Annotated in this window: 12 protein-coding genes and 1 pseudogene; 8 read left to right on the top strand and 5 right to left on the bottom strand. The window is 53.9% G+C overall.

Features of this window, described 5'->3' with window-relative positions; genetic code table 11:
* Nucleotides 1-76: 76 nt before the first annotated feature.
* Nucleotides 77-778 carry a helix-turn-helix domain-containing protein gene (locus ACLD1Y_RS31470; RefSeq protein ID WP_429481529.1) on the top strand — a complete coding sequence of 234 codons (702 nt, stop codon included), beginning with the start codon at nt 77-79 and terminating at the stop codon, nt 776-778.
* A gap of 187 nt (nt 779-965) precedes the next feature.
* Here ACLD1Y_RS31470 and ACLD1Y_RS31465 read toward each other — a convergent pair whose 3' ends face one another.
* A complete protein-coding gene (locus ACLD1Y_RS31465; protein ID WP_429481528.1) occupies nt 966-2,153 on the bottom strand; it encodes an MFS transporter in 1,188 nt (395 codons plus the stop codon).
* 845 nt (nt 2,154-2,998) lie between these two features.
* Between ACLD1Y_RS31465 and ACLD1Y_RS31460 the strand changes: the two genes are divergently transcribed.
* Both ACLD1Y_RS31460 and ACLD1Y_RS31455 read left to right on the top strand, forming a co-directional pair.
* A complete protein-coding gene (locus tag ACLD1Y_RS31460) occupies nt 2,999-4,204 on the top strand; it encodes an MFS transporter (protein WP_429481527.1) in 1,206 nt (401 codons plus the stop codon).
* 123 nt (nt 4,205-4,327) lie between these two features.
* A complete protein-coding gene (locus tag ACLD1Y_RS31455; RefSeq protein ID WP_429481526.1) occupies nt 4,328-5,320 on the top strand; it encodes a LacI family DNA-binding transcriptional regulator in 993 nt (330 codons plus the stop codon).
* A 136-nt stretch (nt 5,321-5,456) separates the two neighbouring features.
* Here the strand turns inward: ACLD1Y_RS31455 and ACLD1Y_RS31450 are convergent, their stop codons facing one another.
* A complete protein-coding gene (locus ACLD1Y_RS31450; protein WP_429481525.1) occupies nt 5,457-6,359 on the bottom strand; it encodes a DUF6035 family protein in 903 nt (300 codons plus the stop codon).
* Between the two features lie 162 nt (nt 6,360-6,521).
* Here ACLD1Y_RS31450 and ACLD1Y_RS31445 point away from each other — a divergent pair, with 162 nt between their 5' ends.
* The gene (locus tag ACLD1Y_RS31445; protein ID WP_429481524.1) at nt 6,522-7,676 is read left to right on the top strand and encodes a hypothetical protein; all 1,155 of its coding nucleotides are present in this window, start codon (nt 6,522-6,524) and stop codon (nt 7,674-7,676) included.
* 1,598 nt (nt 7,677-9,274) lie between these two features.
* On the opposite strand, the gene ACLD1Y_RS31440 is transcribed toward ACLD1Y_RS31445, so the two are convergent.
* The gene (locus ACLD1Y_RS31440) at nt 9,275-9,607 is read right to left on the bottom strand and encodes a DUF7693 family protein (RefSeq protein ID WP_429481523.1); all 333 of its coding nucleotides are present in this window, start codon (nt 9,605-9,607) and stop codon (nt 9,275-9,277) included.
* Between the two features lie 121 nt (nt 9,608-9,728).
* Here ACLD1Y_RS31440 and tnpA point away from each other — a divergent pair, with 121 nt between their 5' ends.
* From tnpA to tnpC, 3 genes and pseudogenes are all read left to right on the top strand, one after another.
* Nucleotides 9,729-10,046 carry an IS66-like element accessory protein TnpA gene (gene tnpA / locus ACLD1Y_RS31435; protein WP_429481522.1) on the top strand — a complete coding sequence of 106 codons (318 nt, stop codon included), beginning with the start codon at nt 9,729-9,731 and terminating at the stop codon, nt 10,044-10,046.
* Nucleotides 10,043-10,378, top strand: coding sequence for an IS66 family insertion sequence element accessory protein TnpB (tnpB, locus tag ACLD1Y_RS31430; RefSeq protein ID WP_429481521.1), 336 nt, complete (start codon nt 10,043-10,045; stop codon nt 10,376-10,378). The genes tnpA and tnpB overlap by 4 nt, the downstream gene beginning before the upstream one ends.
* A gap of 49 nt (nt 10,379-10,427) precedes the next feature.
* Nucleotides 10,428-12,073, top strand: a pseudogene (tnpC, locus tag ACLD1Y_RS31425) (IS66 family transposase).
* 148 nt (nt 12,074-12,221) lie between these two features.
* On the opposite strand, the gene ACLD1Y_RS31420 reads toward tnpC, so the two are convergent.
* Complete coding sequence (locus ACLD1Y_RS31420; RefSeq protein ID WP_429481520.1) at nt 12,222-12,896, bottom strand: histidine phosphatase family protein; 675 nt, start codon at nt 12,894-12,896, stop codon at nt 12,222-12,224.
* A gap of 349 nt (nt 12,897-13,245) precedes the next feature.
* Nucleotides 13,246-13,713: a helix-turn-helix domain-containing protein gene (locus ACLD1Y_RS31415; RefSeq protein ID WP_429481519.1), complete on the bottom strand. Its 468-nt coding sequence runs from the start codon at nt 13,711-13,713 to the stop codon at nt 13,246-13,248.
* 286 nt (nt 13,714-13,999) lie between these two features.
* Between ACLD1Y_RS31415 and ACLD1Y_RS31410 the strand changes: the two genes are divergently transcribed.
* Nucleotides 14,000-14,557 carry a hypothetical protein gene (locus tag ACLD1Y_RS31410; RefSeq protein ID WP_429481518.1) on the top strand — a complete coding sequence of 186 codons (558 nt, stop codon included), beginning with the start codon at nt 14,000-14,002 and terminating at the stop codon, nt 14,555-14,557.
* Nucleotides 14,558-14,760 lie beyond the last annotated feature (203 nt).

The following is a 14,760-nucleotide window of genomic DNA, read 5'->3' as shown; positions in this document are numbered from 1 at the left end:
AGTTTGAACTCGCTGGAATAGGACTTTCGCATCATCTGCACACCTCGGGTTTGGGCGCCATCATAGCGCCCTATTGATGTGTCCAAATTCATTAGGCCAGTTCAGTACCCCGCACAGCTGGAGGTCGGTCAACGAGGTTTGTAGGGGAGCTGTGCACCAGGTTGTGGTGATCAAGTTTTCTCAGCTTTGGTTGGAACAACTTGTCACCACATTCCCCGACATGGCCGAGATCAAAGGGCTTTTTGATCAGCCATTTCAAGCTCTAACGTTCTCCACCGGTATCAGCAAACGAGTCACAGCGTTAATGTTGGGGATGTTAGACCGGCCGACCTCCTGGCGCTTCGTCAATCTACTGGAGGTTCTGCTTGAGCTTGCGGGTGATAGGTCGGCTAGGGCCATCGGATTAAGCGCCGTGTCCTCGAAGTCTTCCTATAGCGCTGAGACGAGAATCTTCAAGGCATTGGACTATCTTCATGAGAACTTTCAACGCTCTATCAAGATCGCTGAGGTTGCAGACGTTGCGTGCTTAAGCGTTTCTGGGTTTCAGCGCATGTTTAAGCGCCATACAAATAGCTGTCCAGTCGAATATCTGACGGGCCTAAGGGTTGCGAAGGCGTGCGCACTGCTGGTTGCCACAGATAAACCAGTCGGCTTCATAGCTAATACTGTCGGGTACTCAAACATGTCTCTGTTTAACCGACAGTTTTTCAAGCTGAAGAATGAGACGCCCAGGGCATTTCGAAGTCGGCATGGGGTCGCGATTGCGATCGCGTCGTGACGACGCGGGTTTCTTGTAAGAGGGTTGGAATGACCGATCAAAAAATTTCAAGTGGGCATCTGATTCTGTCCGTCAGTTGACCCCACCTATAGCAGCCATCGAGCTGCAATTCTGCTGCGGGCTCACATGCTCATGGCCCGCTACGTTAATGTAGCGACCCATGTCTGAGATTTGCTACGGGGAACCCTCAGTTGCCGCCTTTCATTCGTCGCGCCACGAAATAAATACCAAGGCCAACCACTGCGGTGGCAGCTCCAATGTAGCCGGTGCTAGTCCAGCCCAGTCCCGCCGTAATCGCCATGCCTCCGAGCCATGGGCCAAGGGCGTTAGCCAAGTTGAATGCGGCGTGATTCGATGCTGCCGCAAGGCTTGGCGCTTCATGAGCAATGTCCATCAAGCGAATTTGCAGCGGAGCCGCTAAAGCGATCATCGTGCCCACCAGCCCTATGCTCAGAAGGATCGACCAGAGAGAGCTGGCTGCGTAGCTGAAAAACAGCAGCACTGCGATCGACCATACCAAAAGCAGCCCAACTGCTCGGAACTGCAATCGGTCGAACAGCTTGCCGCCAGCGATGTTGCCAAGAATACCCCCGATGCCAAAAGCCGCGAGTGCAAAAGGAATCCATTGAGGGGACGCCTTAGTGACCTCTAGCATGGTCGGCGCGAGGTAGCTGAATACAGTAAACATACCTGCGAAGCCGATGGAGGCGATTGCCAGTGCCATCCAGACCTGAGGAAGACGGAACGCCTGAAGTTCCTTGCGAGGATCGCTACGAGCTTCATCGTGACGCTGGGGAACAAAACGCCATACCAGGCCAATAGTGCAGAGGGCGATCAGCCCAACCAGGACAAAGGCGGAGCGCCAGCCGAAGTACTGGCCTAGGACTGTGGCAATTGGATTGCCCAACAGCATTGCGAGGGTAAGTCCCATCATTACTCGTGCTACGGCACCCGCCCTCTGATCTTTCGGCACCATGCTGGAGGCTATAACTGCTGCGATGCCGAAGTATGCACCGTGGGGAAGTCCACTGATGAATCGAAACACGATAAGACCGCCGAACGACGGTGCAAATGCGGTGGCCATGTTGCCAATGGCATACAGCGCCATCAGCAGAAGGAGCATGTGTTTGCGCAGTAGCTTGGCGCCGAGGATCGCAAGTGTTGGTGCTCCGACCATGACGCCTAGTGCATAGGCGCTGATGGCGTGGCCTACTTCAGGTTCACTCAAGTGCAGATTTCCAGCGATATCAGGCATCAGGCCCATAATCGCGAACTCGCCGGTACCGATCGCAAAGCTGCCCAGAGCCATGGCGGCTTCCATCTTGGCCGCAGCGATTTTTGGTACCGCTAGCGGCGGCTTTTCATAAACAGACATTTAAATTCCTATTGGTGCACGCAGATATTCAGAGGTTCGATCTGCAGCGTCGCTCTAAAGGCTCAGTCCTGCTGCGTGTCTGACAGCAGTAACGGTGCCGTCTTTTGCCGAGATCAAGCGCTTTAGGTCGCCACAGATCAGCATCTCGCCTGTAAGGCGAGGGCAGGTTTGAAGGCTGGTTAGTTTGAGGTTTTGTTATTCAAAGAGGTGCGCTAGTCGCCCGGATTAGATTCTCTGCTATGGCAGCCTGAGTACTTTCAGAAAGGCGCGGCCATGCCGTGCACACGACATATTGCGCTAGGCCGATCACCACATAAATTGCGAGTCCAGCGGCAACGATGAAGTGGCGATTGTTGGCAACAAGTCCCGCCGTTTTTTTCCAGAGCCCAGTCATAAGGAGATTCACACGCAGAAAGTTGTAGCTGCTACGCCTTGTGCATTAAGCGCAACCTCTTGAGTCAGCAAACGTTTCCCGATGCGGAAAACGTGTTCAGCGTCAAAGGATTAGGCTCACAAGAGCGTCTCTTTCGTCCCGCCACATGGCTTGCCGCCAGGTAACGAGGCGTGGACAGTCTAAAATGTAACCGGTTACACTGCGAGGCATGACAGGCGCCGAAGTCAGCTTGGCTTGCAGCAGACGGCTTTCCAGGGAAGATTGGGCGGTTTGGCATATGCGTTATTGCGCTGCTGAGAATTGAACCTTTTGATAGGCCCCATCCCACTGAGTTCTCTGGCCTCGGTGATCTGACTGATCAAGCTGAATCAAAGCGGCTTGCGTAGGCGTTAACGTCAACCAACGCATCATCAAGGAGCTGAGAAGCTCCGAATCACTCTTGCGTAAAGTTATGTCAAAAATTGAAACCCCTGGTTCGTTTGTGGTGAAGCCTCAGACGAAAATGTTCTCGCTGCTCCTAATCGGCATTCTGCTTATTGCTGCAAACCTTCGAGCTCCCATTACGTCAGTGGGGCCCGTGCTTCATGATGTGATGGCGTTCTTTGGTCTCTCCACCACCGCTGCGGGGCTAATTAATGCGTTACCACTGTTGATCTTTGCTTCGGCCGCTCCCTTTGCGCCGTGGATGATCCGTCGAGTCGGCGTCGAGCGTGCATTGGGCGCCGCGTTGATCTTTATCATTGTGGGATGCTTGATTCGCTCATTCACCAACTACGCCGGGCTATGGTTCGGCACTCTGTCGATCGGCCTGGGTATAGCGATTGCCAACGTCTTGATTGTCCCTTTGGTTAAGCGCGACTTCCCCGAGAACACAGCGCTTTGTGTTGGTTTGTATGCGGCAACTATGGCAATGGCCGCTGCACTTGCTAGTGGGCTTTCTGCTCCCTTGGCATCAGCTTCAGCGCTTGGTTGGAAGCTCTCTATTTCCATCTGGGCAATTCTGGGCACGGTGGCATTGGTTGTATGGATTCCGCAATTCAAAAAGGCGCCAGAAGTACAGCCCGTCGGGGAGCGGAAACATGCTCCAACCAACGTATGGAGGAGTGCAATTGCTTGGCAGGTATCGATGTTCATGGTGCTGCAGACGGTCGTTTTCTACACGATAATTGACTGGTACCCAACCATCGCAAAGGTTAACGGCTTCAGTGAGCATGAGTCGGGATTGCACCTTTTCATGTACCAGGCTATCGCCGTGATCGCGAACTTGGCCACGTCTGTAGCACTCAAAAAAATGAGGGATCAACGGGTTATCGGTGCCGTTTGCTCTCTGACGATCGTGGTCGGCATGGCGGGCCTGTATTTCGCTCCTAGTTTGTCGATGCTCTGGATTCTATTTGCAGGTGTCGGAGCAGGCATGTCGATGGTGACGTGTCTGACACTTTTTGGCCTCCGTACATCCGATCATCACCAGGCCGGGGCGCTCTCCGGAATGGCCCAATGTGTGGGGTACGGTCTGGGATCCGTAGGCCCATACCTCGCCGGGGTGATTCATGAAATTACGGGAACATGGCAGGCCGTGTTGGCGCTTCTTATTGCATGTGCCGCACTGCAAACCGTCTTTGCTTACCTTGCGGGTCGAAATCAGCTAGTCCATTAATCAACGTTTGAGACTCGGCGCAGGGTGCTCGGTTGAGCATCCTGGTTTTGCCTTGGGCTTGCTTCCGGCACCTTCTTAGCAGGTGCTGTAGACTTATCGAGTCGATGATTGAGGGGCGGTAAAGTGTCGAACATTCGTGAGGTTGCAAAGCTGGCAGGCGTCTCTGTAGCAACCGTATCAAGAACGCTGACATTCCCAGAGCGGGTGGCTGAAGCCACAAGAAAAAAGGTGAGTGCGGCGATCCAAGAAACAGGCTACAAACCGAATTTGATGGCGGTTCAGTTCCGTTCGCGCAAGACACTGAATCTAGTGATTCTGGTTCCCAGCATTGCCAATGTCTTTTACTCCCGAATCATTAGTGGCGCGCAACGTGCTGCGCGCGATCTCGGCTATCGGGTTCTGCTTTGCGATACGCAAGGCAATGAAACGTTGGAGCGAGAGTTTGCCCAACTGATTGAAGCTCACCAAGCTGACGGCGTGATACAGCTGCGAGCATTCGACCCATTTGAGGATCAACCTTCTAAGACCATACCCTTAGTCAACGTCTGTGAGGTGCTTGAGAGCCGGCGCTACCCGTCATTGTGTCTTGATAATCTCCAGGCGGCCAAGGCGATGACCCAGTACCTGATCGAACTTGGGCATCGCAGGATCGGTTTAATCCAGGGGCCTACCGAAAGTCCTCTGACTCGGGGACGAATAGCCGGTTATCTGGAGGCACTAGACGAGGCTGCTGTGGAAGTAGATACAGACCTCGTTTGTCATGGCGACTTCAGCCTTGAGGCAGGCTATGAAGGTGCTCGGAAATTGCTGGCATTGATTGAGCGGCCTACAGCTTTGTTCTGCGAAAATGATGAAATGGCCATTGGAGCGCTGCGTTATCTTAATGAGCAAGGGGTGCAGGTTCCTCGGGACATCTCGCTCGCAGGTTTTGATGACATTTCTTTCGCAAGCTTCTGCACCCCTCCGTTGACCACAGTTGCTCAGCCGGCTGAGCTGTTCGGCATGCGAGCAGTGGAGATGTTGGTGGATGTGATAGAAGGGCGGAGCGTAGGAGGTGTTCATGAGGTGCTGCCCTTTGAGCTGCGTGTGCGAGCGAGTACTGCGCCGCCCCCTTGATCGTTTTCGACTCCCGTCGGGCCTGGGACTGGCGATACTTTGCGCGCCCATACTACTGTCCTACTCCGTGATGATTTATACGAGCACGTAGCTTGTGGGAGCGGCTGCGTAGAGAGCTTCGCGTTTCTCCTGGTGTTCATAGTTCAAGGCTATAAAAATTGGGCTCTGTGCCTTTTTCGGAATTGGCTACTCGGTGCTGATTCTGTTCCGTATCGACCGTTAGCTGATCAAGAAACACCTCTTCTTCATGCCATTCGTTGAAGATCATCCGATCTTTGAGGTGTGGAACCGCGTACCAGCAGGTCAGCGCCATACGTTTTGCTTCTCGGGAGCGCTCCAGCGTTCGCTCATTGACAACGAAGACGTTCAGGTTATTGAGGTAGAAAATATCCTGTTCAGCGGTACGATTTTCTTGGGGATTGAAGCCCTCGAACACCCACACGATGGCACCACCGTTGACGCGGTAGAACTCTCTCCTGCCTACGATTTCCGTCAGAAAGGTAGTGGATAGCTGGACTTCAAATGCGAACCGCTGCTGCTCCCGGTAAACCTGGACATCCGGCTTGCGCCATGTTGCCCGATCAGCGATGGGCATTCCGCGCCATACCTTTTCAACCTCCGGTTCCGAGCAGGCGGCGTCTGCATACAAACTGTCACGAATGATCCCTTTGAGTCGTAGATGGGCCGCGCTTTCTTTCGCAGCGTTGTACTTCATCCGATTGATCTGATCGGTGCTGAAGGCCCCCTTGGTCGAAATTGGGCAGTTCTTGGTGCCTTCTTCATCTGGATGATGACGAAAGTGGAATCGCCGCTGTTGCGTGAGCACAAGCATCACCGCACCGCCGCAAATCCTGCATACCAGCCATGGCTGACTTGGGTCGCGAGCATAGCGGCCAGCGAGTTCGTTCCTATCCTGTATAACGACGACCAAATCTCGTCTTAGAAACGCGTCTACGTCCAAAGGCTCCCCGTTATCGAGGTTTAGGATTTCGCTCAGCAGCATTTGATCCGTAGGCTGGGCTACGTCGTACGTGAACATCGATCACTCCCTGATTGGTCTCACACCCAGGTTTGGAGGGTGAACCGCAGCGTTCCTATAGAAAGGGCGCTGAGCCACTATGGCGCCATCATGTCCATTGAGTCAAAATCTCAGGCGGCACATCAGCTATCACGCGGCCGTGCATTGACTTAGGTGGGACTCATGGGAAGAAAGTGGCTCAAGCAGGAAAAGCGGACGAAGGAACAGCTGTTCGATGCTTTGGTGAAGAACGCGTTGGGGTTCGTAGTGACGTCACTGGATCACGTCAAGGAAAGACCCAAGAACTCTATCGTCGACTTGTATACGGCCATTGAGCTCTTTCTGAAAGCACGCCTAATGGCGGAGCACTGGACGCTTATGTTGTCCAAACCAGAGACAGCCGACCTCCAAAACCTGTACGTCGGAGACTTTCTTTCCGTCTATCTCGATGACGCTCTGAAGCGGATCAATTCGATACTTGGAGAGAGAATTGACACCGCCGCCTCCGATAACTTCAAAGCCCTAGGTGAACATCGCAACCAAATCGTCCACTTCGCTCATTCAGGTCATGACGACCTCGCCGCCACTCAAGCGGGCGTCATCGTTGAGCAGTGGGCCTCATGGCACTACCTGTATGCCATGCTCACAGAGACATGGAAGGACGTTTTCGAGCCTTACAAAATTGAGCTTCAAAAACTGAACCACCGCATGATGAGGCAGCGTGATTTTCTCAACTCTCGGTTCACGATCCTCAAGCCGAAAATCGAAATCGAGGTGAAAAAAGGCAAGACGATCATAGCGTGCGGGCACTGCGAGCTGGCGTCAGCAGTGGCGGGTGAAGTGCACGTCTGGGGGACAGATTACAGTTGCTTGGTGTGCGGGGTCAGTGACACTGCGGTGGTGAAGGCTGACATCAAATTACCCTGCCTAGGATGCAATGAAGAAATAGAGTTCTTCGATGCAAAGCTCACCGAGTGTCCGACGTGCCACTTCGCTTTCAACACCGACTCTTTGATTGATCTCTGTGCCGCTCACATCCATGAGGGGGATCAGTGGTGGGAGGAGGGCGCCGAACATATTGCGTCTTGCCATAACTGTCAGTGCACGCGGCCTTCCGTATTCGTCATCGATGGTTTGTGGAGTTGCGTTTCATGCTTTGATCGCGGATGGCAGGCAGTTACGTGCGAGCATTGCGGTGCTTTTGTGACAGGAGATATGGAACGAATCCAATATTTTGCCTGCCATAAATGCGAGGATCAGGTGCGGCAGGAGTTCGCAGCTATGGCTCCAGTCGGTGCTGCAACCGAGGAAGGTCAGGATGCTGGCAAGCAAGCATGATCCAGGTAAATACGAACCGCTCGCGGCTTAACCTGTCTCAAGTCGGGATGCACTCGAAGGTCGCGCTGGCCCATCTTGGAGCTACAGGCCTTAATCAAGCAGTTATGGATCTACTCCATAGCTTTGGGCCCCAACCTCCGCGCAGCTCAATGGAATACCTCCCCCGTCGGTGGGTTGGGGGGACGTACTCCGTACGTTAGAAAAAGCTTACGCGGAGGCTGGCAGCGGGATGCCATCGCTTGATGCACTACCCGAACACATTGCGTTGCTCTCATGTCATGGTCAGTACCTGGCAGACGGTCTTCTGCACTTCTTGCCGCTGAAAAAGCTCACATCAGAACTTAGAGGTTACCGTCTCGAGCACGATCTAGGTATGTGATGAACATCACCATGTGACTCAACCGAAGTCCACCCAAGTACGTGTGAGCGGCACCGGAAGGCCCGTCAGGGTGGACTATAGCGTGGCGAAAAAGAGATCAGGCTGCGGTGATTTGGATGTTGGCGGGAGTATCTAAAGACCCACAGGCCAAGTTCGTTCGAAGTCGTCCACCTATGTCAGTGGGCGACGTCGCGGCTAAGCAGATATGCAATGTCTCATCAGTGGAGCGCTCGTTGCGTTGATGGCCTACATGTTACACATTTCCCGTCAGGCGAAATTGAGGAGCGATCGGGGCCATACGGCAATTCATTGAGGCACACGCCCATCGAAGTTGGCACGTATCCCGCTGTAGATGCTGTCGGTTTATGCCCTGTCATAGCTTGAGGTTTTTCGATGTGCAGCTTGTCGACGTAGGGCTTGGGTTTGGTTTTCTGAGTGGCCAGGAATGCCTGAATGAGCTCAGCTTTCGCCAATTGCCCCGCGAGCCGACTGTCAGAGTGACCATAGTGTTCACGGTAAGCGCTCAGTTGCAGAAATGGCCATCCGAAAATTTTCTCCTGGAGCTCACCCATATCGAATAGTGCCCAGCGGCCGCCACCTAGCAGCTCAGCAGAAAGTGTCTTCATGCACTGCGCTACCACGAGAGCTAAAGAAGGTAAGTCCGGTGTTTCTGGCTGTATTGAGGATCTGACGTCATGGTAGTCAGAGTATCCAAAGCACCGGGCGAGAACATTTTGCGCCTTTGAGAGACCGATAGGGTCGGCTCCAGGCCAGTCACGCTTTAGATTTTTTGCGATACGCGAAAAGCCGCTGCCGCTAGTGAGGTCTTGATAGTAAACAGGGACGCGCATAGCCATTCTCCAGGTGTCTAACGGTGTCGGCTGTCCGCATTTGACTTGTCGAATGCATTGCGAAGAAAAGGGGTGTTACACCTGAGCGTTAACTATGCGTGCCGACCGCGCGATCCAGGTTGACCGAGTGGGCGATCCTAACACGACGAATCAGGTTTTCGAAGCTTCGTCATCTATCTATAGCCGATGCAGATGAGCAGTCAGTCACCGTCGGCGTGTTTCCCGTTCGTTCATTACGAAGTGAGGAGGAAGTGTCGCAAGCGGAGCGCGCAGGCGGGAGGAGGAAAGCCCACAGGGCCAAGACTCGACAACGACGAGGCTTGGTTTACGACAGCCGTCCTCGCAGAGGCCCGCGCGACCTTGGCTCCCTAGAGCGCCTTTAGGAGACGTTCAAGCGTCTGATGCTCCCAAGTGCTGAGTAACGCAATGGGGTCTGTTCCAAATCGATCCCCTGCGCCAAACGACCATCGCCCTCCGTCTGGACTCACGCATTCTTCGCAGTAGTCGAGCGTGTCACAATTGTTGTAGATCGATATCCGCCAACCCTCGACGCTCACCACGAAATGGCCCGCATAAATCTCATCCCAAGACGCCTGGCTCAATTTGGTCATCGTCCGACGCTCGAAGGTAACTTCTCGCAATACTTGGCATACCTCTCGCGCCAAGAGCTCACCAGCAGTGCTGCCGCTAACGCTACCCACTTGGAGAGAATCAGCCTCTGCTCTGGCCTGTATCGTAAGCGAACGGTGAACCCACCTACCGTTCTCCCAAATTAAGGGCGATGGTGTCCGCCTATTTTTAAGCGGACGCGATAGCCCTTAAATGCGCCAACGAAGCTCTTACCCCAAGTCGTTTAAAGCCCAGGTTGTCCAGGAATGCCTGCAACCCGGCGCCTCCATCTCCAGCGTTGCCATCAGTCACGGTATCAATGCCAACGTGATCCGTAAGTGGCTGCCACTTTTTCGAGATCAACCACCCGCAACCCTGCCGGCGTTCGTTCCGGTAAAGGTCGCCCTGAAAAGGCAGGCCGAGTTATCTTTGATCATCGAGCTGCCATTTGGCGAGCAAATCATCACGGTGAAATGGCCAGCTTCCGATCCCGAGGGATGCGTCCGATTTGTCCGTGGACTTGCTTCGTGATCCGCATCGACGCAATTTGGCTGGCGACCGAACCGATGGATATGCGCTCCGGCACCGAGAAAGCCCTCGCACGAGTCGTGTCTGTTTTCGGTGCGGCGCAGCCGCACTGCGCTTATCTCTTTGCCAACCGCCGGGGCAACCGCATGAAAGTGTTGGTGCACGACGGCTTGGGCGTTTGGCTGGCGGCACGCCGTCTACATCAAGGAAAATTCTCCTGGCCGAGTAATCGGCATGGTGACCAAATGGAGCTAAATACTGAGCAGCTTCAGGCACTGGTGGTCGGTCTTCCCTGGCAATGGCTTGGGTCTGACGGAGCCATCCGTAACCATTAAGAGACATGGATGACATACATCGATCAGCAGATCGGGCAGAGTCATCGCCATGATTCCTACTCCTCCTCTCGATCAGCTCGACACCGAACAACTGCGCAGCCTCGCTGCGCAGTTGCTCAACCGCGTTGAGCATCTAGATACGCAGCTGGCGAGCCTCGACAAAGAGGTGCTGCATCAGAAGACCCGGAACCAGCAACTCATTCACGAAATAGCCCTGCTCAAACGCCACCGCTTCGCCAAACGCTCCGAGTCGTTCAGCCCTGATCAGGCCAGCTTGCTCGACGATCTGATTGAGACCGATCTGGCCGCCATCGAAGCAGAGCTTGAAATACTGGCACCAAAACCAGCGCAATCAGCAGTCCGCCAGCAACCCAAACGCACTGCGTTACCTGCCGAGTTTCCTCGCACGCTGATTCATCACGATCCCGAAAACACCCAGTGCCAATGCGGCTGCGCCCTCAAGCGCATCGGCGAAGACGTCAGCGAGAAGCTCGACTACACGCCTGGCGTGTTCAGCGTAGAACGGCATATTCGTGGCAAATGGGTCTGCAATAATTGCGAGACCCTGATTCAAGAGCCAGTGCCGGCGCAGGTGATCGACAAAGGCATCCCGACTGCCGGACTGCTGGCCCAAGTGATGATCGCAAAATACGCCGACCATTTACCGCTGTACCGCCAAGAGCAAATCTTCGGGCGAGCCGGTCTCGCAATTCCTCGATCAACACTGGCCAGTTGGGTCGGCGCTTGCGGTGTGCAATTGCAGCCACTGGTGGATGCCCTGCGCGAGGTAGTGCTTGAGCACAACGTGGTGCACGTCGATGAAACGCCGGTACAGATGCTCGCGCCGGGTGAGAAGAAAACCCATCGAGCTTATGTTTGGGGCTATGCCACGACCGCGTTCGCTGAGATCAGCGCAGTAGTGTACGACTTCAGCCCTGGTCGCTCGGGCGAATATGCGCGCAACTTTCTGGGCGACTGGAAAGGCAAGTTGGTCTGTGACGATTACAGCGGTTACAAAGCCAGTTTTGCACTTGGCGTCACCGAAATCGGCTGTATGACCCATGCTCGTCGCAAGTTCTACGACCTGCACATCACCAATAAAAGCGTGCTTGCCGAGCAAGCGTTGCGGTACATCGCGGCTTTATATGAAGTTGAGCGCGAAGCTCGCGATTTGGAACCGGATGTCCGGCGACGAATACGTCAGGAGAAAGCAGCGCCCCTGATGGATGCGTTTCATACCTGGATGATCACCCAGCGCGAGCTTGTGCATGAAGGTTTGGGGATTACCAAAGCCTTGGATTACAGCCTCAAACGTTGGGCTGCGTTGCGCCGTTACCTGGACGACGGCACGGTGCCCATAGACAACAACCACATCGAAAATCAGGTAAGGCCATGGGCGCTTGGGCGCAAAAATTGGCTCTTCGCCGGTTCTCTACGCAGCGGTCAACGTGCGGCTGCGTTGATGAGCTTGATCCAANTCAGGTAAGGCCATGGGCGCTTGGGCGCAAAAATTGGCTCTTCGCCGGTTCTCTACGCAGCGGTCAACGTGCGGCTGCGTTGATGAGCTTGATCCAATCGGCCAAGCTCAACGGGCATGATGCGTATGCTTATCTGAAGGACGTTCTTACTCGCCTGCCGACGCAGCGGGCGAGTGAGATTGGGGAGTTGTTGCCGCATCGATGGCAACCGGCTTAGCTGCGCAAGACGGGATGCCCGTCCGCTTACCCTGTATCAGCCTTTCCTCCGCGTACATAGCCGTATCAGTATCTGGCGTTGGATAGGCTGCTGCTGAGAGAGCCACTGCGCGCTATTCAATGAGTAGGCGCTCAGGATCACGAACGACTTAATAGGCTCTGCCTGGCACTCGCCAAGTTGCATCCATTTGAGGTTCGTCAGGGGCTGACCGGTCTACTCTCCAACGGGATTCGCCGGGATCTTTCGAAAGCAGGCACTCACCACAATTGGGCACGTGGTTTGCGATCTCATACTCACGCCAGTCCACCATAGCTCCGCCATCTATGCTGAGCGGCTTGCGCTCAATCAGCCAGGCTACAGCGTTGATGAACTGGCCATGGGAAAAAGCAATGACGTGGTTGGCATGATGCTCTTCAAGACGCTCCAGGAAAGACCGAGCTCTATACGTGAAATCTAAAAATGACTCAGCGCCTTCACCATCGATGAATGTGGGGTCGGCCTTGGCCCAATATGCGTCCACCCACCCTCGTCTCTGAGCAACTGTCGTGTTGATGCACCGCGCAGGCTCAAGGTAAGTAAACTCTTGGATGGGCCAAGTTTCAAAAGGGATCTGAGGGAAAGCCGCTGTGGTCGGCATAGCGGTTGACTGCGCTCGGGAGAACGGCGATGCGACGATTAGAGCCGGAGGCTGGATGATTGACCGCGCCACCAAGTGAGCCTGCTCGATTCCCCTAAGCGTGAGAGGAATGGTCGCGTGATCCAAACTGGCTTCGCCGGCGTTAGCGGCACTTTCTCCATGTCGGATTAGCCTTACTTGCTTCATTAACGAACTACTCGCACAGATTCGGCCATCATTCCTTCCTCAATGGCCACCTACCAGGTCACCAAAACCGTATTGTCCACCCAGCGACCGCACCTTCCAATAGAAATATGGACAGACAGGATGACTACACTCCAGTGCGCGGGACTGAGGTATCTCTAGTTTCCTCCATCGATGGAAATAACCAGAGCAAGCGGAGCGCGCAGGCCAGTAAGGCCGGAGGCGCGAGGATGGAAGTCCAAAGGGCCATGACATGGCGTCAGCCATTGCATGGTTTACGACAGCCGACCCGATAGGGCGCGCCATAAACCGCGATTCGCTTAAATTGCAGGCTTGCTGATGTTCTGCGGACTTATGTATTCCAATATTTTTGGACTGTGCTTCTGGCAATGCCGAGTTTTTCGGCGATTGTTTTCCTGTCGGCACCTTGCGCTTTCAAGGCTCGAATGTAGATCGCATTTACGGGCCGCTTTGGCTTACCCTGGGAGCGCTTGATGAGCTTTCCATCACTGAATTGCTCCTCTACCAACTGCCACCCTCCAGACATCTCGAATTCCCTGACTCGCAAGGCAGTACGCTGCAAAACCTCCGAGGGGAGTTCGTCACCCTGAGCCGCAATGGCGAGAGTGACCATAGTCAAAAGGTCGAGGCCTAGGTAGTCAGCGATCTCGTCCAGTTTCTCCAACGTCGCATTCGCTCGGGCTTGCTCAAGCTTCCCAACGTACGTTCTGTGCGTTGCCCCCGCTAAATCTTCGTAATTCAAACCCTGGTGAGCACGAGCTCCACGCAACGCCCCTGCCAACGCTTCTTTCAGATGCATGAGACGGATCCTCAAAAGTGAGGATAGAGCCACGCGAAGCATGTTCCGATAAACAGACCATAATGATATTATCGTGGCATTAGATCGGTCAGGCGGTCGACGATCAAGGCGTCACGGTATCAGGAGCGATGGTTTGATGATGGTGGCATGGCTCGGGGGCCTCGATGCTAGCCGCTTCATAGAGCGTGCATTGAATAGCTTCCGCGTGCCCACCTGCAACCATCATAGAAGGGCTCTTGGCATGAACTGAATGCAATTTTTTAAGCGAAGGCAGGGATAGGTAGTAATGAAATTTGATTGCGTGAAGTTTTCTGGGAAAGTCGATTACGTTCGGCATACGGATCGTATAAGTGGAGGGTATAAGGCTAATGTCAGTATTAATGGGGCCGTGATACCAAAACTACAGCTGACGAATAAGTTTTACGAAGAACTGGAGGCTGGCGAAAATGTGACGTTGTACGGCGTTTTTAAAAATAAAAGCAAAAAAGAAGAAAACGACGGCTTTATATATGGACTTCAGAAAGAGAGCGGCGAAAAAATGTTCGCGACTCACTATAGATATCAAGTTCCTATTTTTATGGCATTTACGGCTGCTATAGCTTTTTGCCTGACATTCGTTGCAGGCTGGTTCGCATCGATATTTCCAGTGCTGATGCTTTTTGGGAAAGATGATCCGAATTACATGTATAACACTACTGTATTTGCGACAATTGAAGCGAGCATGGTCGCTGCTTTTTTTCTGTGGCGGGCCTGGCTAATGTTCAGCGTTACGGCGGATCCAGAAAGCTGGGAAACCATTGAGCCAGCAACTCTTTCGAGCCGCTTCAGTAAGTTTTATAAGTAAAAAGGATGGCAGTGGGTGGGGTATGCGCAACGCTTGCCCCCTCGCTAGAGAGCGCAGTCAGAATCAAGGTTTGCTGCGCAGGACTATCCTTATCGTGCAGCGGTGTGTGTCAACGTAGTTGTCGCGTCAGATCTCAAGTGACTTGTTTATTCACAGGCTCGCGCTCGCGATTCAGGTAGACATGATCAGGCAAACGCCAATTG

The organism is Pseudomonas sp. 18175, from assembly GCF_050432925.1.
In the GTDB taxonomy this organism is placed as follows: Bacteria; Pseudomonadota; Gammaproteobacteria; order Pseudomonadales; family Pseudomonadaceae; genus Aquipseudomonas.
The sequence above is the reverse complement of the archived record's forward strand: the minus strand, read 5'-3'. Positions and strand labels throughout refer to the sequence as shown.

Bases quoted from the DNA above. Each gene is read 5' to 3' on its own strand.
- ACLD1Y_RS31445 (WP_429481524.1), top strand. From the start codon at position 6,522: ATGGGAAGAAAGTGGCTCAAGCAGGAAAAGCGGACGAAGGAACAGCTG.
- tnpA (WP_429481522.1), top strand. From the start codon at position 9,729: ATGCGCCAACGAAGCTCTTACCCCAAGTCGTTTAAAGCCCAGGTTGTC.
- ACLD1Y_RS31460 (WP_429481527.1), top strand. From the start codon at position 2,999: ATGTCAAAAATTGAAACCCCTGGTTCGTTTGTGGTGAAGCCTCAGACG.
- ACLD1Y_RS31415 (WP_429481519.1), bottom strand. From the start codon at position 13,713: ATGCATCTGAAAGAAGCGTTGGCAGGGGCGTTGCGTGGAGCTCGTGCT.
- ACLD1Y_RS31465 (WP_429481528.1), bottom strand. From the start codon at position 2,153: ATGTCTGTTTATGAAAAGCCGCCGCTAGCGGTACCAAAAATCGCTGCG.
- ACLD1Y_RS31420 (WP_429481520.1), bottom strand. From the start codon at position 12,896: ATGAAGCAAGTAAGGCTAATCCGACATGGAGAAAGTGCCGCTAACGCC.
- ACLD1Y_RS31410 (WP_429481518.1), top strand. From the start codon at position 14,000: ATGAAATTTGATTGCGTGAAGTTTTCTGGGAAAGTCGATTACGTTCGG.
- ACLD1Y_RS31470 (WP_429481529.1), top strand. From the start codon at position 77: ATGTGTCCAAATTCATTAGGCCAGTTCAGTACCCCGCACAGCTGGAGG.
- ACLD1Y_RS31450 (WP_429481525.1), bottom strand. From the start codon at position 6,359: ATGTTCACGTACGACGTAGCCCAGCCTACGGATCAAATGCTGCTGAGC.